At 65.0% G+C, this 22,973-nt stretch carries 20 protein-coding genes; 13 read left to right on the forward strand and 7 right to left on the reverse strand.

The genetic code is table 11. From position 1 onward, the window contains the following. Nucleotides 1-82: 82 nt before the first annotated feature. From argH to DBR47_RS17410, 6 genes are all read left to right on the forward strand, one after another. Nucleotides 83-1,507, forward strand: a complete 1,425-nt coding sequence (gene argH / locus DBR47_RS17385) for an argininosuccinate lyase (protein WP_124452353.1) — start codon at nt 83-85, stop codon at nt 1,505-1,507. Nucleotides 1,508-1,528: 21 nt separating this feature from the next. After that, the gene (locus tag DBR47_RS17390) at nt 1,529-3,148 is read left to right on the forward strand and encodes a cell wall metabolism sensor histidine kinase WalK (RefSeq protein WP_124452355.1); all 1,620 of its coding nucleotides are present in this window, start codon (nt 1,529-1,531) and stop codon (nt 3,146-3,148) included. 39 nt (nt 3,149-3,187) lie between these two features. Then, on the forward strand, nt 3,188-3,895 hold the full coding sequence (locus DBR47_RS17395) for a response regulator transcription factor (RefSeq protein ID WP_124452357.1): 708 nt from the start codon (nt 3,188-3,190) through the stop codon (nt 3,893-3,895). A gap of 120 nt (nt 3,896-4,015) precedes the next feature. Then, a complete protein-coding gene (locus DBR47_RS17400; protein ID WP_124452359.1) occupies nt 4,016-4,420 on the forward strand; it encodes a hypothetical protein in 405 nt (134 codons plus the stop codon). Nucleotides 4,421-4,526: 106 nt separating this feature from the next. Then, entirely contained in the window at nt 4,527-4,802 is a 276-nt protein-coding gene (locus tag DBR47_RS17405; protein WP_124452361.1) for a BrnT family toxin, read from the forward strand. Then, nucleotides 4,780-5,085: a BrnA antitoxin family protein gene (locus DBR47_RS17410; protein WP_124452363.1), complete on the forward strand. Its 306-nt coding sequence runs from the start codon at nt 4,780-4,782 to the stop codon at nt 5,083-5,085. Before DBR47_RS17405 ends, DBR47_RS17410 begins: the two co-directional genes overlap by 23 nt. Before the next feature lie 162 nt (nt 5,086-5,247). On the opposite strand, the gene DBR47_RS17415 is transcribed toward DBR47_RS17410, so the two are convergent. Next, complete coding sequence (locus DBR47_RS17415) at nt 5,248-5,826, reverse strand: hypothetical protein (RefSeq protein WP_231512365.1); 579 nt, start codon at nt 5,824-5,826, stop codon at nt 5,248-5,250. 346 nt (nt 5,827-6,172) lie between these two features. On the opposite strand from DBR47_RS17415, the gene DBR47_RS17420 reads away from it, so the two are divergent. Then, on the forward strand, nt 6,173-6,454 hold the full coding sequence (locus tag DBR47_RS17420) for a hypothetical protein (RefSeq protein ID WP_124452365.1): 282 nt from the start codon (nt 6,173-6,175) through the stop codon (nt 6,452-6,454). A 28-nt stretch (nt 6,455-6,482) separates the two neighbouring features. Here DBR47_RS17420 and DBR47_RS17425 read toward each other — a convergent pair whose 3' ends face one another. Both DBR47_RS17425 and DBR47_RS17430 read right to left on the reverse strand, forming a co-directional pair. Beyond that, on the reverse strand, nt 6,483-6,761 hold the full coding sequence (locus DBR47_RS17425) for a hypothetical protein (RefSeq protein WP_124452367.1): 279 nt from the start codon (nt 6,759-6,761) through the stop codon (nt 6,483-6,485). A gap of 120 nt (nt 6,762-6,881) precedes the next feature. After that, complete coding sequence (locus DBR47_RS17430; protein ID WP_197047134.1) at nt 6,882-8,912, reverse strand: methyl-accepting chemotaxis protein; 2,031 nt, start codon at nt 8,910-8,912, stop codon at nt 6,882-6,884. A 294-nt stretch (nt 8,913-9,206) separates the two neighbouring features. On the opposite strand from DBR47_RS17430, the gene DBR47_RS17435 reads away from it, so the two are divergent. Together DBR47_RS17435 and DBR47_RS17440 are read left to right on the forward strand one after the other, a co-directional pair. After that, on the forward strand, nt 9,207-9,689 hold the full coding sequence (locus tag DBR47_RS17435) for a hemerythrin domain-containing protein (protein ID WP_197047135.1): 483 nt from the start codon (nt 9,207-9,209) through the stop codon (nt 9,687-9,689). A gap of 143 nt (nt 9,690-9,832) precedes the next feature. Then, nucleotides 9,833-11,224 (forward strand): acyl-CoA thioester hydrolase/BAAT C-terminal domain-containing protein, encoded by a 1,392-nt coding sequence (locus tag DBR47_RS17440; RefSeq protein WP_124452373.1) that lies wholly within the window; start codon nt 9,833-9,835, stop codon nt 11,222-11,224. 36 nt (nt 11,225-11,260) lie between these two features. Here DBR47_RS17440 and DBR47_RS17445 read toward each other — a convergent pair whose 3' ends face one another. Beyond that, nucleotides 11,261-11,599: a hypothetical protein gene (locus DBR47_RS17445; RefSeq protein WP_124452375.1), complete on the reverse strand. Its 339-nt coding sequence runs from the start codon at nt 11,597-11,599 to the stop codon at nt 11,261-11,263. A gap of 405 nt (nt 11,600-12,004) precedes the next feature. Here DBR47_RS17445 and dinB point away from each other — a divergent pair, with 405 nt between their 5' ends. The 3 genes from dinB (at nt 12,005) to DBR47_RS17460 (ending at nt 16,930) form a co-directional block, all read left to right on the forward strand. Further along, complete coding sequence (gene dinB, locus DBR47_RS17450) at nt 12,005-13,267, forward strand: DNA polymerase IV (RefSeq protein ID WP_124452377.1); 1,263 nt, start codon at nt 12,005-12,007, stop codon at nt 13,265-13,267. A gap of 113 nt (nt 13,268-13,380) precedes the next feature. Then, nucleotides 13,381-15,750 carry an ATP-binding protein gene (locus DBR47_RS17455; RefSeq protein ID WP_124452378.1) on the forward strand — a complete coding sequence of 790 codons (2,370 nt, stop codon included), beginning with the start codon at nt 13,381-13,383 and terminating at the stop codon, nt 15,748-15,750. Between the two features lie 28 nt (nt 15,751-15,778). Then, complete coding sequence (locus tag DBR47_RS17460) at nt 15,779-16,930, forward strand: alpha-hydroxy acid oxidase (protein ID WP_124452380.1); 1,152 nt, start codon at nt 15,779-15,781, stop codon at nt 16,928-16,930. Nucleotides 16,931-16,951: 21 nt separating this feature from the next. On the opposite strand, the gene DBR47_RS17465 is transcribed toward DBR47_RS17460, so the two are convergent. The 3 genes from DBR47_RS17465 to DBR47_RS17475 all read right to left on the reverse strand — a co-directional run bounded on the left by DBR47_RS17465 (nt 16,952) and on the right by DBR47_RS17475 (nt 20,946). After that, nucleotides 16,952-17,131 (reverse strand): hypothetical protein, encoded by a 180-nt coding sequence (locus tag DBR47_RS17465; protein WP_124452382.1) that lies wholly within the window; start codon nt 17,129-17,131, stop codon nt 16,952-16,954. 142 nt (nt 17,132-17,273) lie between these two features. Then, complete coding sequence (locus DBR47_RS17470) at nt 17,274-19,448, reverse strand: S46 family peptidase (RefSeq protein ID WP_231512366.1); 2,175 nt, start codon at nt 19,446-19,448, stop codon at nt 17,274-17,276. A 163-nt stretch (nt 19,449-19,611) separates the two neighbouring features. Further along, nucleotides 19,612-20,946, reverse strand: coding sequence for a glutamate carboxypeptidase (locus DBR47_RS17475; RefSeq protein WP_124452384.1), 1,335 nt, complete (start codon nt 20,944-20,946; stop codon nt 19,612-19,614). A gap of 208 nt (nt 20,947-21,154) precedes the next feature. Here DBR47_RS17475 and DBR47_RS17480 point away from each other — a divergent pair, with 208 nt between their 5' ends. After that, complete coding sequence (locus tag DBR47_RS17480; protein WP_124452386.1) at nt 21,155-22,711, forward strand: methyl-accepting chemotaxis protein; 1,557 nt, start codon at nt 21,155-21,157, stop codon at nt 22,709-22,711. Nucleotides 22,712-22,973 lie beyond the last annotated feature (262 nt).

Here is a 22,973-nt window from a genome sequence, read left to right on the forward strand (position 1 = left end):
GCACAGATCGATCGATTGTTTGCTGATCTGATTGTGCTTCAGCCCCAGCCCGCCTCCCTTACCGTCCCCTTCCCACGCCACCATGTCCTCATCCAGCTCTGACAACAAGCCTAGCGACAACCAACTCGCCAACAAGTCCCAAGCCTGGTCGGCCCTGTTTTCCGAGCCCATGAGCGATCTGGTCAAGCGTTACACGGCCAGCGTGTTCTTCGACAAGCGCCTGTGGGCGGCCGACATCCAGGGCAGCCTGGCGCATGCCGAGATGCTGACGGCCCAGGGCATTCTGGGCCAGGAAGACCATGCCGCCATCCAGCGCGGCATGGCGCAGATCAAGAGCGAAATCGAGGCCGGCAGCTTTGACTGGAAGCTGGACCTGGAAGACGTGCACCTGAATATCGAAGCCCGCCTGACCGAGCTGGTAGGCATTGCTGGCAAGCGCCTGCACACCGGCCGCAGCCGCAATGACCAGGTCGCCACCGATGTGCGCCTGTGGCTGCGCGGCGAGATCGACGAGCTGTTGATCCTTTTGCAGGCCCTGCAACTGGCCTTGGTCGAGGTGGCCGAGAAGAATGCCGAGGTCATCCTGCCCGGCTTCACCCATCTGCAAGTGGCCCAGCCGGTCGCCTTTGGCCACCATCTGCTGGCCTACGTTGAAATGTTCGCCCGCGATGCCGAGCGCTTGACGGATGCACGCCGCCGCGTCAACCGCCTGCCCCTGGGCGCCGCCGCCCTGGCCGGCACCAGCTACCCGCTGGACCGCGAGCGCGTGGCCCGCACCCTGGGCATGGAAGGCGTGTGCCAGAACAGCCTGGACGCGGTGAGCGACCGCGACTTCGCCATCGAGTTCAGCGCCGCTGCTTCCCTGGTGATGGTGCACATCTCGCGTCTGAGCGAAGAGCTGATTTTGTGGATGAGCCAGAGCTTTGGCTTCATCGACCTGGCCGACCGCTTCTGCACCGGCTCTTCCATCATGCCGCAGAAGAAAAACCCCGATGTGCCCGAGCTGGCACGCGGCAAGACCGGCCGCGTGGTCGGTCATCTGATGGGCTTGATCACCCTGATGAAGGGCCAGCCCCTGGCCTATAACAAGGACAACCAGGAAGACAAAGAGCCCCTGTTCGACACCGTCGACACGCTCAAAGACACCTTGCGCATCTTTGCCGAGCTGGCCGCCGGTATCACCGTCAAGCCCGAGGCCATGGAGCGCGCGGCCTTGAAGGGTTATGCCACCGCCACCGATCTGGCCGACTATCTGGTCAAGAAAGGCCTGGCCTTCCGCGACGCGCACGAAATCGTCGCCCACGCGGTCAAGACAGCGATTGGCAGCGGCGTAGACCTGTCCCAGCTGCCCCTGGCCGAGCTGCAAAAGTTCGACGCCCGCATTGGCGAGGATGTGTTTGAGGGCTTAAGCCTGCGCGGCTCGCTGAACGCCCGCAATATCCTGGGCGGCACCGCGCCCGCACAGGTGCGCGCTCAAGTAGCGCGCCACCGCGCCCGCTTGGCCTGACGCAGCAGAGCCAAATCGCCCATGTTCAAAGCACGCTTGGGCGTTTGGTTAGGTGTTTTGGTGGCCCTGGTGGCCACCCAGTTCGCCGTGGTGGTCTGGCTGGTCAATCAGTCGGAGCTGGAGCGCTCGCGCAGCCTGCGCGCCAAGGACGCCCTGGTGCAGTACATCGACCTGGCCGCCAACAAGCAGCGGCTCAAGGTCTGGTTTGCCCAGTACCTGCTGACCGACGAGGCCCCCGTGCCCCTGCGCGACGGCTATCTGCAGCGCATGCAGGGCAGCTTGAGCGAGCTCGAACGCCTGCACGCCGAAGAAGCCGCCGACCCCAGCGACGGCGCGATTGAAAAAGTCTCGCGCGAAACCCTGGACGCCTTGCGCACCAACTTCCAGGCCCTGCAAGCGCAGATCCTGCAGGCGCAACCCCACATCCCTCACCCCAACCCCAGCACCGAGCGCGCGGCGGTCTGGGCCGAAATGCTGGGCGTTTTCGACATCTCCCAGGGCCAGGACATGCGCACCCTGATTGCCGAGGCCATCCGCCTGCAAGAAGCGCACAGCCGCGCCACCGAGGCCGCCGCCAAGATCGCGCTGGAGCGCTCGCGCAGCCTGGCCATCTTCAGCATCTTGTCCACCATCCTGCTGTCCATCGGCTTTGTCGCTTACTTCGCCTGGGACATCCGCCGCCGTATGGCGCCCCTGCTGGACGGCACCCTGGCCCTGCAGGCCGGCCGCATGGATCACCGCATCGCCACAGCGGCGCACGGCCGCGACGAATTCGACCGCCTGAGCCAGAGCTTCAACCGCATGGCCGAGGAGATCCAGCTGCACCGTGCCAACGAGGCCAGCCAGCGCCAGCGCCTGGAAGACGCCGTGGCCCAGCGCACCCAAGCCCTGCACGAGGCCAATGAGCAGCTGCGAGAGATCGACCACTCGCGCCGCCAGTTCTTTGCCAATATCAGCCACGAGCTGCGCACGCCCACCACCGCCATCCTGGGTGAATCTGAAATCACCCTGCGCCGCAGCGGCCACCCCGAGGCCTTTTACCGCGAGACCCTGGAGCGGGTGGCGGCCATCGCCCGCCAGCTGGGCGCCCGCATCGCCGAGCTGATGGCCGTGGCGCGCCAGAGCGAGGACAACAAGGCCATCGAAGTGGATGCCGAGCTTGTGGACCTGCCTGCACTGCTCCAGCAAGCGCTAGACCAGCAAAGCGCCGCTGCCGCCCAACAAGGCCATGAGCTCAGCCTGGCCCTGCCCTTGCCCGCCGATGTGAAGCTGCGCGGCAGCGCCGCCAAGCTCGGCCAGGCCCTGACGATCTTGATCGACAACGCCATCCGCTACACACCCGCCCAAGGGCAGATCCGCGTGGGCGCCCAGCGCTGTGGCGAAGACGCTCAGCAGCAGCTGCTACACATCTGGGTGGAAGACAGCGGCATCGGCATGCGGCCGCAAGACTTGCTGCGCGCTACCGAGCGTTACTGGCGTTCCGACGAGGCCCGCAAGCTGCGCCCCGACGGCATGGGCCTGGGCCTGCCGATCGCCGAAGGCATTGCCGAGTCGCATGGCGGCCAGCTGCTGATCAGCAGCCGCCCCGAGGGCGGATGCCGGGTGGTGCTGAGCCTGCCTCAGGCTCAAGATGATGCTTGATCCCACTGAAGTCACAAAGCGCGCCGGAGTCCTCTTGCCATGCCCCATCTGCTTGTTGTTGAAGACGACCGCCGCGTCTCAGACTTTCTGAACCGCGGCCTGCGTGCCGAGGGCTATCAGGTCACGGTGGTGGAGCGCGGGGACCTGGTGCAAAAGTCGGTCGAGCAGACCGAGCCCGATCTGATCCTGCTGGACGTGATGCTGCCCGGCATCAGCGGCGTCGAAGCCTGCCAGCGCCTGCGCGCAGCCCGCTGCCGCAAGCCGGTGCTGATGCTGACTGCCATGGACGCGCTCGAAGACAAAGTCGCCGGCCTGCGCTGCGGCGCCGACGACTATCTGACCAAACCCTTTGCCTTTGAAGAACTGCTGGCCCGCATCGAAGCCCTGCTGCGCCGCGCCGAACAACACTCGGACGACGAGGCCGCAACCGCAGCCAAGCAACGCCAGCTCAGCCTGGCCGACCTGGTGCTGGATCTGGAACGCATGCAGGTACGCCGCGGCGATCAGCTCGTGGCCATGACGGCCCGCGAGCTGGCCCTGCTAGAACTGCTGATGCGCCACCCCGGCCGCGTCTTCAGCCGCGAACGCATCCTCAACACCGTCTGGGGTTATAGCGAGGACCCGCTGACCAATGTGGTGGACGTCTACATCCGTCGGCTGCGGGCGAAGCTGGATGAGGGGCGTGAGTTGGCGCTGATTCAGACGGTTAGGGGCTTGGGGTACAAGATGGACAATGGGGTAGCGTGACGAAGTTCAGAGCCTACGCTTAGAGACCAGCTGACTGCTTTGCGTGACATGGCTTGGCCGCGATCAGTCCGGGAAGCCCGTCAATTCACTCCATCAAATCACTTCGCATAACGCCTAGTCGTGTACGTCCTGAAGTTACTTGTTGTGATCCTTTGCTACGCCATGTCCGGCACGGGCATGCTGCTCATGTTCTTCGGAGGCATATCGGCCGTGAGCTTTGCAGGGGGGCAATCCCTACTTCTGTTCTGGCCAGCAGCGTTGATCGCCCACATTTATCTTTCATTGGCTTGGATCGAATCCCGCACCCTTGGCCGACGAGCAGCTTGCACCGCAGGAGCCCTGGGAATTGCTGGCTTGCTAGCGTTTCCTGTGCTGCTTCAAATATCGGGGAAAGAGACGCTCACTCCTTGGCAGTTCCTCAAATTTGCCGCGCTTGAGTTGCTAGCCGTGTTGCCAGCAATGCTTCTGGCGCTCTACCTTAGCTGGTATCACTCACGACGAAAGTCTGGGCAGGCCACTCACTAGAAAGTACTCTTGGTCTGCCTCGTTTGGTTCTTGCGCCCCAAGTGGGCCGGCCAAGGCAGATGAGAAGTTGATGGCCAAGCCAGAATTTATGTAGCTACAATTAACCATGCAGATCGAGTTCGACCCGGTCAAAGATGCCTCGAATCAAGAGAAGCACGGCCTGTCACTGGCGCTGGCAGCGGCACTCGACTGGGATGCGGCGCTGGTCTGGGTTGATGAACGGTATGACTACGGCGAACTACGAATGATCGCTTTGGCTCCTGAGACCGGCATCCTGTACTACGTGGCCTTTGTGGATCGATTTGAAACCCGCCGAATCATCAGCTTACGCAAAGCCAATCGACGCGAGGTGAAGCACTATGTCCAAAGTTTTGAGAACTAAACCGCCCAAGGTGCTGATGCCCACCATGGCCGAAGACAAGGCCATCACGGCTGCCGCAAAAGCTGATCCAGATGCGCAGCCGCTGACGCCCAAGCAGTTGCAGGCCATGGTGCCGCTCAAGGCCTTGCGGGGTCGGCCCAAGTCTGAAAACAAGAAGTTGCTGGTGTCGATTCGCTACAGCCCCGAGGTCGTGTCCTACTTCAAGGCAACCGGTGAGGGCTGGCAGTCGCGCATGGACGGCGTTTTGCAGCAGTACGTCGCCCGTCAATCGCGCAGAGCGTGATGCTCAGAGGAACGGCCGACGCCCTGGCCGAGCCCCTCAGTTGCACTGTCAAAACGACAACAGGCCCGCTCAAAGTCCAAAGACTTCCAACGGGCCTGTTTCTTTTTTCTTCAAGCCAGTGACCGGCCTTCCGGTCACTGCGAAGCCAAATCGGCGTTCGGCTTAGTTCACCGAGTAAGGCAGCGAGGAGTGATGCACCACGATGCGCACGGCACCGGTGTCGTCCTTCTTGAAGGTCCAGGTCTTGTCGACGGTGGTGACCTTGCCGTTCTTGTCGGTCATGCTGACCTTGCCCATGGTGTTGGCCACATCGCCGTTGATGTGCACGGCGGCGTTGGCCACTTCGACCTTCTTCCAGCCCTTCAGTGCGAAGCCGCTGTCCTTGGGGAAGTTGGCATCGCCACCGACGAAGTAGGACAAGGCGCCATCCTTGGTGGTGCGGAAGGTTTGCGGGGCCACGGTCAGGGTGGGCTTGAACAGCACGGGGCCCAAGTTGTAGCCGTAGGCCGCGTCCAGCACGGCGCTGGCGGTGGCCTTGGCCTTGGCGTGGCCGCCGGCAGCATAGTCATCGCTGATCTGGACCAGGGCCGTGCCCCAAGCCGCTTGGGCGGCCTCAACTTCGGCCAGGCTGATATTGCTGTTGTAAACGCGGGCTTCGCCGGTCTGGGCCAGGGCGCTGCCAGAGGCGAGCACGGCCAGGGAAGCAGCCAGGGTCAGGAAGCCAGAAGAGAACTTAGACATGGAATTGGCCTTTGCGCACAGGGCGATTGGGGTTGGACTGAGATTCGAGAGAGACAGAAAGACGCTGGTTTTGTCAGGGTTTGGCGGCTTGGCTTGCTTTGCTTTCGCTGGCTTGCCGACCTCGCTCTGCACAGGCTCTATTGCACCCGGCTGGCCTGATCCCTCCATGAACGGCAAATGAACGGCGGCGTTCAAACAGATGAACGCCAGATGAATTTGTGCGATCTGCGAGTTTTTCTCGGCCCGGCACGGATGAATCCTGCGTCGACAAGGCGGGGCTCAGTTCCTAGACTGCGCGTCCCCTGCCCTGGCACCCATAAAAAGAAATCTGAGGAGCTGAAGACCCGTGCACACCGTCCAGACCCCGCTTTGCGAACAAGAAGGCTTCCCGATCAAGGCGCTTTTTGACATCGGCGAGGAGCCCGGTTTTTTGGGCGAACGCTCACGCGAAATCGCCAGTTTTTGCCTCAGCGTCTGGCTGAAGTTGAGCGAGGACTCGGCGTGTGAATCAGGGCAAGACGAATACTTTGCCCGCATGCGCAAGCGCCGCCAGGCGCTTGCTCAGGAGTTGGCTCGTCTGCAGCAGGCGCTGGCTCGCAGTGGCACGCACCAGCAGGCCCAAGTTTGAGCCGCTCAGCGATGCGCGCCTCGGGCGCTCACTGCACGCCCGGCTTGGGCGGGCCGAAGCGGCCGGCTAACAGATCGGCATAGGCGTTGAAGATCCAGGGGCTGCCCGGCGCCACCGAGTAGAGCTGCTTATGGCCCGTCGAGCGGCGGCTCACCCAGAACAGCGGGGCGGGCTTGTCAAAGCCCGGGCGTTTGATCTCGCTGTCTTGCTGAAGATTGAATTCCGCCGGGTTGAAGCCCGTCAGGCGCAAGGTGGACTGCAGGGACTGCCAGACTTCGTTTGGGGCAGGAACAAGACGTTTTTGCACGGCGCTAGGAGGGTTGCCAATCAGCGAGGAAGGGTCTGCAAGAACCCGTCCTAACAGTATTCACCAGCGGCATGTCAGCCTGGTGACACGCCTGCCCACCCAATCCGGCCTGTTCGCGAGTCAGGCCGAAGCGGCCGGCAGCTTGAAGCGCGCCACGCCTTCCACCAAGGCGCCGGCCTGGGCCTGCAGGGCCTGGGTAGCCGCCACGCTTTGTTCCACCAGGCTGACGTTTTGCTGGGTTAAGCGGTCGAGCTGCTGGACCGAACGGTCCACCTGCAGCACGCCATCGCGCTGCTGGCGCGCGCCTTGGGAGATTTCGGCCAGCAGCGTGTTCATGCTGCGAGCCTGGCGCTCCAGATCCTCCATGGTCGTGCCGGCCACATTCACGCCGCTGCTGCCCTCGCCCACCCGGGCCAGATTCAGTTGGATCAGGGCGCGGATCTCCTGCGCGGCCTCGGCCGAGCGCTGGGCCAGGGCCCGCACCTCGCCCGCCACCACGGCAAAGCCACGCCCTTGCTCACCGGCTCTGGCCGCTTCCACCGCCGCGTTGAGGGCCAGGATATTGCTGCGAAAGGCCAGGCTGTCGATCAGATTGGTGGCTTCCTGCATACGGCCCGAGGCCTGGGAGATGCCGTCCATACTGCCCATCATGCCCTGCAACTGGGCGCTGCCGCGCTGGGCCACATCGGCGTTGGCACGCGCCATCTGGGCCGCCTCGACGGCATGGTCGGCCGTTTGTTTGACGGTGGCCGACATCTGCAACATGGTGGCCGCCTGCTCTTGCAAGCTGGCCGCGCTCTGCTCGGCCCGCGCCGATAACTCGGCCGCACCCTGGGCCATCTGATCGCTGGTGCTGAGAATGGTTTGCGAACCGTCGCGCACACTGGCCACGATCTGGCACAGCGCCGTCTGCATCTCGCGCAGGGTCAGCATCAGGCGCGCCGCCTCGTCCCGGCCCCAGGGCTCGGGCCGGGTGGTCAGGTCGCCCGCGCTCATGGCCAGCAGATGACGCCGCACCTCTTTCAAGCCACCATCCATGACCAGAAAGAAGGAATGGAAGAGATAGACCGCCAGCAGCAAAAAGGCGACGCTGACGCCAGTCAGCCAAGCCCGCATGCGCAGCAGCTGGGATTCGCGCTGCTGCAATAGCCCATCCAAAGCCTCCAGGCCCACGCGGGAGATGGACATGCAGTCGCGCAAAGCCTGTTGGCCCAGGGCGTAAACCTCGGCGCTGTCCATGGCCGCGGCGATCAGCTGCGAGGGGTCGGCCACCTTGGCCCGGTAGGCCTGCACGGCCTGCAACTGAGGCAGGGCCAGGCGTTCGGCCAGCTCGGGGCTCATCTTCACCGTGCGGCGGATATGCGCTTGCAACTCCTTCAGGCCATGGGAGACGCCGCTGTCCCAGACGGCGTAGCGGCGGAACTCCTCCAACGTCAAACCGCCCCTGCCCACGCCGTAGCTGGACCAGCCCCAGAGCTGGCCCAGGTCTTCCGCCGTTTTGGGCAGGGTCAGCACCACGGCGTTGACGAGGTAGAAGCTGTCCAGCTCGGGGTCCAGCACCAGGCGGGCGTTATCGCCCACGCCTTGCAGCAGGTCGACCACGGCTTGCGAGACCGGGCCGAACACGGTGCGGCCCTGGCCATCGACCCCACGCGGCGCCAGGCTGGTGGCGGCCCAGGCTTTTTGCAGGCGCTCGATGGGCTCCAGCAAGTCCAGCTCACGGCCCTCGCCCGCGGCCAGGGCCTGCAGCTTGGGCAAGGCCTCATCCACCTGGGCCCGCGCGCGGCGCAGATCGGCCGCGGCGTCGTAATCAGCCAGCATGGCGCGGGTGGCATTGCGCGCCTCCAGCAGGCCGAGCAGCAGGGGCTGCATCTCAGCCATCATGCGCACGCCCACCCGCTCTTTGCGCACCGCATCGAGCTGGGCTTGCTGGTTGTGCAGAAAGCTCAAGCTCAGGAGCAGGATGGGCACGCCAAAAGCCAGGCTGATGCAAACGGCCTTGGCCCGGAAACTCATATGCCGGAAGAGGCGCACGCCCACGGCCCACAGGCCGTGGTGACGGAAGAAGCCTCCGCCGCCGGAGCGAGCAATAGATACGGATGCGAACGCCGCTGCCGCCGCGGCGCGGCCCTGCTTGTTTGACTGTTCCATGATTCCCTCGATCGATGCTGATGCGGTCGTGACTTGGACGGCTGCTGAGCTGGCAGGGCCGCGCTGCTGCGTCGGCGCCTTGCATTCCCCGAGCAGCATCTTGGGCGCGGCTCGCACAGCGCAAAAGCAAGAGAAGCCCAGCAGGCCACGGCCATCTTCACAAAACCGTCACAAAGCCAGGCCTGAGTCCCAGAGCCGTTTTGATCCAGCGCAAGTCAGGGCCAATGCGGGCTGAGGTCGGATCGGACTCGGGCGAAAATGCGGCCTGTTTCTAGCCTTCACCCCCTCACGCCCATGTCAAGCCTTCCCTGGACCGAAGCCCTGGCCCTGCAGCACGCGCAGCTGGATCAGACCCATCAGGAGTTCGTCGCCCTGCTCAATACCTGGGGCGAGGCCCTGCTGGCGGGCAGCGACACGGTGATCCCGCTCTACCTCGATCTGCTCGGCCACACCGAGGCGCATTTCGGCATGGAAGAAGGCTGGATGGCCGCCACCGGCTTTGCGCCCGAGAACTGCCATAGCAAGCAACACGCCATGGTTTTGGACGTGATGCGCCAGGTGCTGGTGCATGCCCAGGCCCACCACGACCTGGAGCCCATGCGCAATCTGCTGCCCGAGCTGGTTAACTGGTTCCCGGCGCACGCCGAGATGATGGACGCGGCCCTGGTCTATCACATGGGCCAAGTCGGCTTTGACCCCGCCACCGGCCAATGCGCCCAGCCCCTGGCGACCGAGACCAGTGGCATCAGCTCCTGCGGCAGCAATAGCTGCGGCTAAGCCGCAAGACCTTGGGCAAGCGCTCGGCTTGCCTCGCCCCTCATCGCCCCAGCTGTCGATTCGTCGCGCAGCCCAGGCGAGCAAGCGGGCGTTTTTCTAAGCTGAGACCTCATCACCTGAACGCTGAGGAAAGAGGTCTCACCATGCTGCTGCCCCGCCCACCCCTGCTCGCCCAAGCTTGCGCTCTTGCCTGCGCTCTGGCCTGGGCCAGCCTGCCCACCCAGGCACAAGAAATCCACATCAGCCCTGCCGCCGAGGTGCTGGAGGGCACGCCTTTGCAGCTGCGCCTGAGCGAGCTGCCCGCCAACAGCGCCATCCGCATCGTCAGCAGCCGCCTGGCGCGCGGCATGGCCGGCGGTGGACCGCAACAGGCCGAGGCGATTTTTCGCAGCGATGCGCAAGGCCGTGTTGATCTCGCCACCCAAGCCCCGGAATCCGGCAGCTATCAAGGTGCCGATGTGCGCGGCCTGTTCTGGTCCATGCAAAGCGTCAAAGCTTCGGCCGCCTTACCGCCGCTGGACCCCGAACAAGCGGGCGAGGTCTGGTTGCAAGCCTATGCCGGTGAGCAGCTGCTGACCGAGAAAAAGCTACGCCTGCGGCCGGTGGCGCCCGAGGTGCAGGTCCGGCTGGTGGAGGAATTCGCCGGTGCCCGCTATGCCGTGGGCCCAGGCACGCACAAGCGCGGCGCCATCATCGTGCTGGGCGGCTCGGAAGGCGGCTCCATCGCTGCACGCAGCAGCGCGCCTCTGCTGGCCTCGCAAGGCTATGCGGTGCTGGGTCTGCCCTATTACTCACCGCCCAGCTGGGGCCCCGAGGGCATGAAGCCGGGCGAGCTGCCCAGCCTGCCGCCGGCCTTCTCAAACATCGAGCTGAGCCGCTTGCAGCAAGCGCGCGATTGGCTGGCCAAACAGCCCGAGGTCGATGCCTCGCGCATCGCCGTCTACGGCGTCTCCAAGGGCGCCGAATTCGCCCTGGCCGCCGCCTCGCGCATGGACTGGATCAAGGCCCTTGTTGCCGTCGTGCCCAGCGATGTGATCTGGGAAGGCTGGGGCCTGGGCCAGACCGGACCGGACCAGTTCTCCTCCTTCGCCTGGGAGGGCAAGCCCCTGCCCTGGCAGCCCTACCAAGGCATGGCCGAAGAGTCGGCCGGCTTTGCCACCGGCAAGCCCGTGCATCTGCGCCGGCCCATGGCGCAAGGCCGCGCCGCTCACCCGGAGCGCCTGGCGGCGGCCCGCATTCCGGTCGAGAACTTCCGCGGTGCTTTGCTGATGGTGTCGGGCAGCGACGACCAGATGTGGGACTCGGCCGCCATGGCCCGCAATATCGAGGCCAGCCGCAAGGCCAAGGGCCTGAGCACCGTCAACCTGGTCTACGAAGGCGCGGGCCACGGCCTGTCGGGCCATGGCTGGTCGCCCACCACGGGCTATAACGCCGGGCCCATGAAGCTGGGCGGCAGCCCGGCCGTGGATGCCGCGGCCCAAGCCGATGCCTGGCCGCGCACCTTGCAGTTCTTGCAGCAGCAGATAGGCCGCTGATCTTGAGGCGAGGTCTGGGGTCAGGGCCGCTTCGCCTCAGGTCAGCTGAAAGGCCTGCAGATTGGCGGCCCGGTCCTCACGGCGCACCGGGAAGCGCTCCAGCGTCACCTTCAGGTCCTCTCGCAAGGACATCAGGTGGTAGAACATATGCTCCACAAATCGGGTGTCCAACTCGGCCACCAGCTGCTCCAGCTCGGCCGGGCTGAGCCGCCGGTTCTCATGCTGGGCCACGGTTTTGAGCAGCCAGGCACTGGCCGCCAGCACGTCTTGCAAATCGCCGGAAATCCGCCCAAAGCTGTCTTCATCGGCCACAAAAGGCCGCAGCTGTTCCACAAAACTCAGGCGAGGCGTGCGCACTTCTTGATCGCTAAGCATTTATAGGCCTCACTCTATCCACGGGTCACTCGGTTCAAAAACCAGACATCAGCTCCCCGAAGGCGCAACGCGACACGGCACGAAATTCCGGCCAGGCTCGCTGAGCCCGCCGAACTCCGTCTTCCCCACTCCTCACAATCCCGGCGCTCGCCGCAGGGAATCAAGTCCCCACGGTACGGCAGCCCCTCGAATGCGCATCGCATGGGTGCGTGGCGCACAGCCCTCGTTGGCTCAGCTCAGATTAACGAGAGCCCGACAGAGACGTCACCTGTAAGGCCTGACAGTAGACGCCCCCAAGTAACTTGAAACTTGCGTAAACAGACCTCAACCGAGCATCAACCGGGCCCGCAGCCTGCTGACAAAACAGCGCCATCAAGCGCTTGCGCGCGGGCCACAATGTGGCGCATGTCCACCGCCTCTCTTCCCTCTCAAAGCCGCCTGCCGGAGCGCCTGATCGCGCATCTGGACATGGATGCTTTTTATGCCTCGGTGGAGTTGCTGCGCTACCCCGAGCTGAAGGGCCAGGCGGTGGTGATCGGTGGGCGACGTGCGCACGCGCCGGTGGATTTACCCGACGGCAGTCGGCGCTACGCCCGCTTGCGCGACTACACCGGCCGTGGCGTGGTGACCACGTCAACCTATGCGGCACGCGATCTGGGCGTGTTTTCGGGCATGGGCTTGATGAAAGCGGCCTTGCGCGCGCCCGATGCCATCCTGCTGCCCACCGACTTTGACGCTTACCGCCACTACTCACGCCTGTTCAAGGCCGCCGTGGCCGAGGTGGCGCCGGTGATCGAGGACCGCGGCATCGACGAGATTTACATCGATCTGAGCGAGGTGGCCGGCATCCGCGAGGCGGTGGGCCACGACCCGCTGGGCGGCCTGCGCTCGGTGGCGCGCGAGATCAAGAACTCGGTGCTGCGAGCCACGGGCCTGACCTGCTCCATCGGCATCACGCCCAACAAGCTGCTGTCCAAGATCGCCTCCGAGATGGACAAGCCCGATGGCATCACCCTCTTGATGGCCGACGAGATCGAGGCCCGCATCTGGCCCCTGGGCGTGCGCAAGGTCAATGGCATCGGCCCCAAAGCCGGCGCCAAGCTGCAGGCCCTGGGCCTGGAGACGGTGGGCGATGTGGCGGCGGCCGAGCCGGGTTTTTTGATCCAGCATTTCGGCAAGAGCTTTGGCGCCTGGCTGCATGAGGCCTCGCATGGCCGCGACAACCGGCCGGTGCTCACGCATAGCGAGCCGGTCAGCATCAGCCGCGAAACCACCTTCGAGCGCGATCTGCATGCGGTGCATGACAAGGCGGCGCTGAGCGAGATCTTCACCCGCCTGTGTGTGCAGCTGGCCAGCGATCTGACGCGCAAGAATTACTGCGGCCGCACCATAGGCATCAAGCTGCGCTTTGAGGGCTTTCACACCGTCACCCGCGATCTCACCCTGGACCTGCCGACCCAGGACGCCCAGACCATACGCCGCGCCGCCGGCGCCTGCCTCAAGCGCGTGCCCCTGGACAAACGCATACGCCTGCTGGGCGTGCGGGTCGGCGGGCTGAGCCGGCCGGGCCAGCTCAGCGGGCCTAAGCCGGGCCGAAGCCGCAGCAAAGCCGGTGCCGACGGGGCAAACCCGGCGCTGGCCATCGTGGAAAACCTGTCCCTGTTTTAACTGACAAGCTCTCACCGGGTGCGGAGGTTTACGGGACAAGAATGTGAGCCAGACCGAGCAAGAGTTCGGGCCAGCCTTGCAGGCTTTGGTGACGATTGAAGGAGTCCAGGGATTTGAAAACTCCTCAGCCACCCGCAGACATCTGCGGCGAGCCCTTGCGGCCGCCGCGCACAAAAGTGCCCCCGCTGGCGCGGCTGGCTGGCGTGGCCAAACGCCACCCGAGCTGCGCCCTGCGCCGCTATGAAACCCTGGCCCGCCAGGCCCAGGAAACCGGCCAAGAGGCCTTGGCGCTGGACGTTTTGTGCGCCCAGTTCCAGCTGATGGAACGCATGGGCCGCGCCCTCGATCTGCGCGAGGCGCTGGGCCTGGGTCGCCAGCGTGCCGCCGCCACCCACTTGCCCTTGCAGGCGGCTCGCATCTTTGAAGCCTCCGGCCGCCTGGCCTACCAGACCGGGGATTACTTTGAAGCCACGGCGCATTGGTCCCGCACGGTGGATCTGGCCCAGCTGGTGGGCGACATCCCACTGGGCGTGGCGGCCCGCATCGGCCTGGGCCAGATCCACTACGCCCTGGGTGCCTGGGAAAGCGGCCGCCGCTTTCACCGCGAGGGTCAAAACCTCTTGGCCCAGACCGAGGACAGCTATCTGAGCGCCAAGCTGGCCCTCAATATGGGGGTGGGCTTTTTTGAGTGCAAGCAGCTGGAAGAGGCCGAGCAGCAATTCCGCCTCGGTCTGGCCGAGGCGCAGCGCGGCGAGCACCGCGAATACATTGCCGAAGCGCATTGGCAGCTGGCCCGAACCGCCCTGGCGCTGGGGCGCAATGAGGAGGCCCGGCGCCAATGCGGCATCGCCCTGCTGATGGCTCAGCAACTGGGCCATGCCTGGCTTCAAAGCGTGGCCCTGCAGACCTGGACCGATCTGGCCATCGCCCGCCAGGACCTGGCCGAGGCCGTGCAAGCCTGCCAGCGCAGCCTGGAGCAGGCGCAGCGCATCCAGTCCCGCCACCAGGAGAGCCAGGCCCATGTGCAGATGGCCCGCCTGATGCAGCAACAAGGCCAGGCCAGCCAGGCCCTGCAACATCTGTGGCAACACCTGCGCCTGCAGTCCGAGATCGAGCGTCAAAGTCTGCCCGAGCGCCTGGGCCTGCTGACGCATTACGACCCGCTGAAAAAGCCGCCCGAGGAGTTGCTGCTGGATCTGTCCAACAAGCATTGGCAGATCAACCGCAGCGAAGACGTGGTGACGGCCGCCAGCGCCACGGGCCAGATGGCCCAGCAAATCATGCGCCTGGACGCCCTGCACTTCTGGTGGCTGAGCGAAGACGGCGAGGCCCTGCAGCTGCAAGCCTGGCCGACGACGGCCGGCCCAGTGCCCCAACTCCATCCCAAACAGCAGGGCCGCTATCTGCATTGGTTGAGCCAACGCCACGAACCCCAGGTCATGCAAGACCTGCGTCTGCACCCCTGGTTCGAGGACCTGCACCCCTTGATCGCTCGCCGCTGGCCGGGGGACCGGCTCGGTGAGCCCGGTTTTTTGCACGCCCACTCGCGCATCGAGATCCCACTCTTTGTGCAGGAGCGCCTGTGCGGCCTGCTGTGGCTGGACCAAAAACAGACCCGCAGCTGGACTCGCCAGGATGTGCTGCAAGCCAGCCACACGGCCAAGCTTTACGAACGCCTGCTGGTGGCCCTGGACCTGGCCCTGGCCCAGCGCGCCCAGGCCGAGATGGCGCAGGAAAAAGCCCAGCTGATGGGCCGCATCATGGCCAGCGTGGCTCATGAGGTGAACACGCCCATCGGCGTGGCCGTGACCGCGGCCTCCAGTCTGAGCGACTCGGCCACGGCCCTGCGCCAAGCCTTGCAGGGCGCTCGCGTCAGCCGCCGCGAGCTGCAGGACCTGGCCGCGACCATGGGCGGCAATGCCGATCTGGTGGCGCGCAATCTGGCGCGGGCCGCCGCCCTGATCGGCAGCTTCAAGCAGGTGGCGGTGGACCAGAGCTCGGAGCAGGTGCAGACCGTCAATCTGCAGCGCTATGTGCAAGGTGTGCTGGACATTCTGCAGCCGGTCTTGCAAAGGGCCCGGGTCAAGACCCGGGTCGATATCGCACCCGAGATCCATGCCCGCCTGGCCGCCGGACTGCTGGCCCAGATCCTCTCCAATCTGGTGATGAACAGCCTCAGCCATGCGTTTGAGGCGGAGGGTGGCCTGATCCAGATCAGCGCCCGGCTCAGCCAGCTGCCGCCGCAAGAAGACTGGCTGCTGATCGAAGTGGCCGACAACGGCCGGGGCATCGCCGAGACCATGCGCAGCCGCATCTTCGACCCCTTCTTCACCACCAAACGGGGCCAGGGTGGCTCCGGCCTGGGGCTTTACATCGTGCAGTCCCTGACGCATCGCCTGGGCGGCAGCGTCAGCCTGCCCGAGAGCGAGCAAGGTTTATGCGTACGCCTGTGCCTGCCGCTTCAGGCTAGCATGGAGGAATAGCAGCCCCCTCCATTGAACGCACACCACCATGCCCGTCATCACCTGCATCGAAGACCTGCGCGTCCTGGCCCAAAAACGCGTGCCCCGCATGTTCTACGACTATGCCGATTCGGGCAGCTGGACAGAGGGCACCTACCGCGCCAATTCGGCGGACTTCCAAAGCATCAAGCTGCGCCAGCGCGTGGCGGTGAATATGGAAAACCGCAGCACCGCCACCCGTATGATTGGCGTCGATGTGGCGATGCCGGTGGCCATCGCCCCCACCGGCCTGACCGGCATGCAACATGCCGATGGCGAGATCCTGGCGGCCCGCGCGGCCGAGAAGTTCGGCATCCCCTTCACGCTCTCGACCATGAGCATCTGCTCGATCGAGGACATCGCCGCGCACACCAAGGCGCCCTTCTGGTTCCAGCTTTATGTGATGCGGGACCGCGACTTCATCGAACGCCTGATTGACCGCGCCAAGGCGGCCCGCTGCGGCGCCCTGGTGCTGACCCTGGACCTGCAAATCCTCGGCCAGCGCCACAAGGACTTGAAGAACGGCCTCTCCGCCCCGCCCAAACCCACCCTGGCCAATCTGATCAATCTCTGCACCAAGCCGCGCTGGTGTCTGGGCATGCTGGGCACCTCAAGGCGCCAGTTCGGCAATATCGTCGGCCACGTCAAGGGCGTGGAGAACATGGGCTCGCTGTCCGAATGGACGGCCAAGCAGTTCGACCCCAAGCTCAGCTGGGCCGATGTGGAGTGGATCAAAAAACGCTGGGGCGGCAAGCTCATCATCAAGGGCATCCAGGATGTGGAAGACGCCCGCCTGGCCGTGGCCTCGGGCGCCGATGCCCTGATCGTCAGCAACCACGGCGGCCGCCAGTTGGACGGCGCCGAGTCCAGCATCCACGCCCTGCCCGCCATCGCGCAGGCGGTGGGCTCGCAGATCGAGGTGCATATGGACGGCGGCATACGCTCCGGCCAGGACGTGCTCAAGGCCTGGGCCCTGGGTGCGCGCGGCACTTACATCGGCCGCGCTTTCCTCTACGGCCTGGGCGCCATGGGCGAAGCCGGCGTCACCAAGGCGCTGGAGATCATCCACAAGGAGCTGGACCTGACGATGGCGTTTTGCGGCCATACCCAGATCGAAAGGGTCACCCGCGACATCTTGCTGCCGGGCAGCTTCAAGGGTTGAGGCGCACCCGGCTCTGAGCGCCTAGCCTTGGGTCACCGAGGCGGCTGAGCCTTCTTTGAGGCCTTGCACAAAGTCGCCGGCACCACCGGCCAACACCAGGGTCAGGGCCGCGGCGAGCAAAAGATTGCGGCAGTTCTTGCGATAGCCGTAGATCAAGAGGCCAAGGCCGATGAGGGAGAGGACAAGCTCAAAAATGAACACTGAGAAATTCCGCTAAACAAGGGCGGCCATTCTGCCCGAGGCAGTGCCGAGACCTCGGTTCACGGGGCGATTCACATCCCTGCCGCCCCAATAAAAAGCGACCCGAGGGTCGCTTTCCTATTCATACGGATTTGGCCGCGGCTTACTGCGCGCCCATTTCCTTCAGCAAACGCTCGGCCTTGTCGACCACCTTCATCTGCCACAGCATATAGCGGGCATCCAGACAGATGCTGCGCGACTTCTTGGCGTCGAAGTCCCAGCTGTCGATGACGCTGTCCAGCGTGCCGTCAAACAGCAGGCCCACCAGCTCGGCGCGGTCGTTCAAGACCGGCGAGCCGGAGTTGCCGCCGGTGGTGTCCAGCGTTGCCAGGAAGTTGACCGGCACCGAATCCAGGCTGGCAACGCCGTACTGGTCGAACTTGCGGGCCTTGATGGCCGCCAGCTGCTCGGCCGGCGCATTGAACTCGCCCTCGCCCTTGTGCTTGGCCTGGATGCCGCGCAAGGTGGTGAAGGCATGCCAGTCGGTGCCGTCGACGGCGCCCTTGCGGCCTTGCACCTGGCCGAAAGCCACGCGCAAGGTGCTGTTGGCGTCGGGGTAGACGGCCTCGCCCTTGCTGGCCTTGTAGTCGATCATGGCTTGCATGGTGCTGGCATAGGCGCGGGCGATCTGGCCACCCAGCTCCTTATCGCGGTTCTCACGCGCTTCGACGTCGGCAAAAGTGGCGACTGCTGCCTTGATGAAGCTGTCGTCGCTGGCCTTGAAGGCGGCCACATCGCGCTTGATCCAAGCCATGCGGGCGTCCTTCTTGGCCAGCTGGCTGCCGGCGTAAAGCACGTCCAGGCGCGCCTTGATGGCGGCTTCGTCCATGCCGGCTTGCAGACCCAGGGCAGCCAGGAAGGGCTTATTCAGCTGAGCCGCTGGCTGGGCCAGGTACTTGGCCAGGAAGTGGCGGGCCAGGCGCTTGTCGACCTGCTCGTCATAGCGCTTGTCCAGCACTTCCATGCCTTGCACCAGGCGGCGTGCGTCGCGGGCCTGGAAGCCGGGCTTGCGCTGCGCATCCGGCAGGGCTTGCTGGTGGGCGTTCTCCAGCAAGGTATTGGCCGTGCCCAAGAGGCTAGGCGTGGCAAAACCCAGCAGCATTTCGGCGCGGGCAATCGCTTGGCGCTGTGCCAGCAGGCTTTCCACCTGGGCGATGTCGGCGCCATAACGGGCGTTGCGAGCGGCGTCGGCCTGCACCCAGCTCTTCAAGTCATTGAAGGCCTGGGTCTTGCGGGCCAGGATGTCGCTGCCCTCATAGCTGGCCTGCTGGCCCTGCATATTCTTGTAATAGTTGGCAATACCGGCGACACGATTGGCCATGGCGATTTCGGCGTCGCGGCGGCCGGCCGTCTCGGCCTTGATCAGGGCCAGTTGCTCACCCATCAGCTGGACGCGTGTGGGCTGCTCCCAACCAAAGGCAAAGTCCACTTCGGCGGGCAGGCGGTGACGGTTGGTGCGGCCGGGGTAGCCGGTGACCATGACGAAATCGCCTTCGTTCAAGGGCTTGGAAGCCAGCTTGAGGAAGTGCTTGGGCTCGAAAGGCTTGTTGGCGGCATTGAAGTCGGCCGGCTTGCCGTCCGGGCCCACATAAGCGCGGTAGAAGCTGTAGTCGCCGGTGTGGCGCGGCCACATCCAGTTGTCGGTATCGCCACCGAAGAGGCCCACGCCCAGGGCGGGCGCATGGACCAGGCGCACATCGCGGATCTCAAGTTGCTTGATCAGCTGGTACTGCAGGCCACCGTAAAAGCTGGCGACCTGGCAGCGGTGGCCGGCGTCTTGCTCGCAGCTGGCGGTCAGGCTTTTTTGCTTGGCTTCGATGGCGTCCACACGGGCTCGTCCGCTCAAGGCCAGGGTCTTGCTGTCCAAGACCTGCTTGCTGACGTCCTTGACGTCCACCGTCACGTAGACGCGGCTGCCGGGCGCGGCGGGCAACTCCTCAGCCAAAGACGCAGCCAGGAAGCCGTTTTTCAACAGATCGCGCTGGGTGCTGGAGTTGTACTGGATGCTGCCGTAAGCGCAGTGGTGATTGGTCACCACCAGGCCCTGGGGCGAGACGAAGGAGGCGGTGCAGCCACCCAGGCTGATGACGGCACCCATGGGGAACTCGGTCAGCTGGCTCAGTTTGGCGGGGTCCAGCTGCAGGCCGGCGCTCTTCAGGTCTTTGGCGATCTGTGGCAGTTGCTGGGGCATCCACATGCCTTCACCGGCTTGCGCTGCGGCGGCGGCCAGGCCCAGGGCCATGCCACCCAGCACGGCGTATTGATTCTTCAGCTTCATGCGTCTTGTTTCTTTTCGGAGGGGTTCAACAAAACCGCGAAGCGTACAGGCTGGCAAGTCGCTTGCCGAAAGACATGGCGGAAAATTTCTCCTCGACCGGGAGACGGTGCGAAATTCGCCCTCGCCCGGCCTTTCGATGCAGGCCTCAAGGACCGGCCTGAGCCTACTTGAGCAAGGGCAGCGCCGCCACCTCACCGCGCGAAAACGCCATCACCATGCCCGCCGCCAGGTAGAGCCGGGGCACGATGGAGCTGACCAGCACGTATTCGGCGTCCGTGGTGTGGGCGCCGCCGCCGCGCAGACCAAAGCGCTCCACCACCGGGCCGCGGGCCCGCAAGGCGGCAAAGGCCGCGTCGGTGCCGCCGCCTCCGGCCACCGCATCGACCCGAAGCTTCAGGCCCAGCTGGGCGTAGATGCGCTGGGCATGTTCGGCAAAGGCCTGCGCCACCGGCGTGGCCTCCAGCGGCGGGCGGCGGCGCTCAAAGCGCAGTTCCACCCGGGCCTCGGGCAGCAGGCGGTTCTGGATGCGCTGCTGCAGCTTTTGCTCCAGGGCCTCGTAGTCCTGCACCCGCAAGACCCGCACATCGGCCTCGGCGCTGGCCAGCGGCGGGATCATATTGCGCACAATGCCGGCCTTGGCCATGGTCCAGTTGAGCTTGACCCCGGTCAGCGGGTCGGACAGATCGCGCATCTGCAAAATCTGATGCGAGAGCTCATACAAGGCGTTGACGCCGAACTGCGGCGCCCCGCCCGCATGGGTGGCGCGGCCATGCACCGTCAGGTTCACCGAGGCGATGCCCGCCGTGGCCAGGGACAGATGGTCGGCATTGGCGCCCGAGCCCTCGAAGGACATCACCGCATCATGCTCGGCGCCCAGCTGGCTGAGGATGGCGCGCGAGCCGGGCGAGGAGATTTCTTCATCGGCATTGAAGAGCACGGTGAGCTGGCCGTAGTCCTCGAAGTTCAGGGACTTGAGCATGGCCAGCAGGTGCAGGATCACCGCCAGGCCCTGCTTATCGTCCGCAATGCCCAGGCCGTAGGCGCGGTCCTCGCGGATGCCGAAGGGCTGGCGCGTCAGCATGCCGGCGGGGTAGACCGTGTCCATATGCGCGATCAGCAAAATCTTTTTGCTGCCCCGGCCTCTGAACACCGCCTTCACATGCTGGCCCAGCTGCTCCGGCGTGTCTTCCATGCGGTAGACCTCGGTCGAGGGCAGCAGGCTCACCTCCCCGCCCAGCTCGCGCAAGCGCTGCGCCAGCAAGCTTGCGAGCTGCTGCAGGCCGGCTACCTCGCGGCTGCCGGTCTCGATGCCGACAAACTGCTCCAGGCTTTTCAGCAGGGGCTGCTGCTCACGCTGAGCCGCCGCCAGCAAATCGGCCTGGGGCTGAGCAGCGGCCGCCCAGGCGCTGCCGGCCAGCAAGGGCGCACACAGCAGGAACAATGGAAGCACGGCGCCTAGGCGCAGGCTTGGCGGCTTGACGAGCAATCGAGTGCGCATGGATGGGCTTTCGCATATTGGCCACAGGTGCTGGCGATTCTAGAAGCGGAAAAATTTACCCCGGCCCCGCCCTGTCGCCAGGATTAACGCCGAATTCACGCGCAAAGCCCGGCCTTTTGACCGTACAGATTTTTCGTTACGCGGCATACTCATTGGCATAAGAGCAGGCACCGGCCGACCGGCAGCCCTCAAGTCAAGGAGACTTCGCATGACGATTCGTCGACAACTGCTCCTGGCCTTCGGCGCGCTCGCCGGGCTATGCCTCTTGATCGCCCTGCTGGCCGTCACGGCCCTGGGGCATTCCAACGAGGCTTTCGTCAGCTTTGCCGAGGGCAGCAATCAGCGCTCCCAGCTGCTGAGCCGCCTGGGCGGCGCGATGAAGGACCGCGCCATCGCCACCCAAAACCTTTTGCTGGCCAATAGCCCGGCCGAGCGCGAGCAGCAGGCCACTGCGGCCAGTGCCGCCCACAAAGAGGTGCAGGAACTGCTGGGCCGCTTCAACAGCGCAGTCGCTGCTGCGGACGATATGGACGCAGCCTCCAAGCAAGCCGCCAACGAGGCCAAGCAGTTGGAGCAGACCTACGCACCGATTGCGCTCAACATCATCAATATGGGCCTGACCGGCGACCGCGACGAGGCCTCCACCCGCATGAATGCCGAAGGCATCCCCTTGCTGGTGAAGATGAACAAGCTCTTGCGCCACGACACCGAGCTGGCCGAAGCCGACGCCAAGCAACAAGCCCAGAGCGCTCAGGCCAGCATGTGGCGCTGGCGGGTGGGCATGTTGATCGTCTCGGCCCTGGCCTTGTGCGCCTCGGTGGCGGTGGCAGGGCTGATCATCCGCAATCTGCTCAAGGCCCTGGGGGCCGAACCGGTGGCGCTCAAGCGCGCCGTGGGCCGGGTGGCCGAGGGCGATCTGGGCGAGATCGAGGGCGGCGAGCAAGCGCCAGAGGGCAGCGTGCTGGCCTCGGTCGTCACCATGCAGGCCAGCTTGGTGGCCCTGATCTCCCATGTGCGTGACGCCGCCAATCAGATCGCCACCGCCTCCTCCGAGATCGCGGTGGGCAGCCTGGACCTGTCCAACCGCACCGAGCGCCAAGCCGCCTCGCTGGAAGAAACCTCGGCCACCATGGCCACCCTGGGCGGCACGGTGAGGCTGAACGCCGAGAGCGCCAGCCAAGCCAATCAGCTGGCACGCGGCGCCTCGGAGATCGCCGTCGAAGGCGGCAAAATTTTCGGGCAGGTGGTGGACACGATGAAGGGCATCAACAGCAGCTCGCACCGCATCGAGGACATCATCTCCGTCATCGACGGCATCGCCTTCCAAACCAATATCCTGGCCTTGAACGCCGCCGTCGAGGCCGCAAGAGCGGGCGAACAAGGGCGGGGTTTTGCCGTCGTCGCCACCGAAGTGCGGGGCCTGGCCCAGCGCGCCGCCAATGCCGCCAAGGAGATCCACGTGCTGATCGCTACCAGCGTGCAGCAGGTCGAGGACGGCTCCAGCCTGGTGGACCGGGCCGGCGACACCATGGGTCGGGTCTTGGGCGCCATCCAGCAGGTGAGCAGCATCGTGCACTCCATCAGCTCGGCCAGCAGCGAGCAAAGCCAGGGCGTGAGCCAGATTGGTGAGACCGTCATGCAGCTGGACCAAGCCACCCAGCAAAACGCCGCCCTGGTGGAGCAAAGTGCGGCGGCCGCCGAAAGCCTGCAGCAGCAGGCCCGCGCCATGACCGAGGTGGTGGCCGCCTTCAAGATCCGCTCTTAGTCCAGGGGAAGGTCTGCACAAATTGGGCCGATCCGGGCTAGCGCGGGCTCGGGCGGTCTGCGGCGTTGCAGTTCTCGCCAATAGCTACAGCTATTGCCTTCAAACTGCGCCTTGCATCCCATCCCGATCCGCGCGACCCGGCCTCGCCCCGCTTTATGCAGACCTTCCCTCGGACAAATAAGTCCGCAAAAACCCTCAATTGGGGCTGGTGTCGCGCCCCCGTATGAGCGATAAAGAGTCTGACGCCAAACTGACAAATCAG

The organism is Paucibacter sp. KBW04, assembly GCF_003852425.1.
GTDB lineage: Bacteria > Pseudomonadota > Gammaproteobacteria > Burkholderiales > Burkholderiaceae_C > Paucibacter_A.

What these genes read in the sequence shown, in the direction of transcription:
- DBR47_RS17445 (WP_124452375.1), bottom strand. Translation starts at nt 11,599, where the DNA reads ATGCTTAGCGATCAAGAAGTGCGCACGCCTCGCCTGAGTTTTGTGGAA.
- DBR47_RS17475 (WP_124452384.1), bottom strand. Translation starts at nt 20,946, where the DNA reads ATGCGCACTCGATTGCTCGTCAAGCCGCCAAGCCTGCGCCTAGGCGCC.
- DBR47_RS17405 (WP_124452361.1), top strand. Translation starts at nt 4,527, where the DNA reads ATGCAGATCGAGTTCGACCCGGTCAAAGATGCCTCGAATCAAGAGAAG.
- DBR47_RS17430 (WP_197047134.1), bottom strand. Translation starts at nt 8,912, where the DNA reads ATGGAACAGTCAAACAAGCAGGGCCGCGCCGCGGCGGCAGCGGCGTTC.
- DBR47_RS17395 (WP_124452357.1), top strand. Translation starts at nt 3,188, where the DNA reads ATGCCCCATCTGCTTGTTGTTGAAGACGACCGCCGCGTCTCAGACTTT.
- argH (WP_124452353.1), top strand. Translation starts at nt 83, where the DNA reads ATGTCCTCATCCAGCTCTGACAACAAGCCTAGCGACAACCAACTCGCC.
- DBR47_RS17460 (WP_124452380.1), top strand. Translation starts at nt 15,779, where the DNA reads ATGCCCGTCATCACCTGCATCGAAGACCTGCGCGTCCTGGCCCAAAAA.
- DBR47_RS17410 (WP_124452363.1), top strand. Translation starts at nt 4,780, where the DNA reads ATGTCCAAAGTTTTGAGAACTAAACCGCCCAAGGTGCTGATGCCCACC.
- DBR47_RS17415 (WP_231512365.1), bottom strand. Translation starts at nt 5,826, where the DNA reads ATGTCTAAGTTCTCTTCTGGCTTCCTGACCCTGGCTGCTTCCCTGGCC.
- DBR47_RS17435 (WP_197047135.1), top strand. Translation starts at nt 9,207, where the DNA reads ATGTCAAGCCTTCCCTGGACCGAAGCCCTGGCCCTGCAGCACGCGCAG.
- DBR47_RS17480 (WP_124452386.1), top strand. Translation starts at nt 21,155, where the DNA reads ATGACGATTCGTCGACAACTGCTCCTGGCCTTCGGCGCGCTCGCCGGG.
- DBR47_RS17470 (WP_231512366.1), bottom strand. Translation starts at nt 19,448, where the DNA reads ATGAAGCTGAAGAATCAATACGCCGTGCTGGGTGGCATGGCCCTGGGC.
- dinB (WP_124452377.1), top strand. Translation starts at nt 12,005, where the DNA reads ATGTCCACCGCCTCTCTTCCCTCTCAAAGCCGCCTGCCGGAGCGCCTG.
- DBR47_RS17390 (WP_124452355.1), top strand. Translation starts at nt 1,529, where the DNA reads ATGTTCAAAGCACGCTTGGGCGTTTGGTTAGGTGTTTTGGTGGCCCTG.
- DBR47_RS17440 (WP_124452373.1), top strand. Translation starts at nt 9,833, where the DNA reads ATGCTGCTGCCCCGCCCACCCCTGCTCGCCCAAGCTTGCGCTCTTGCC.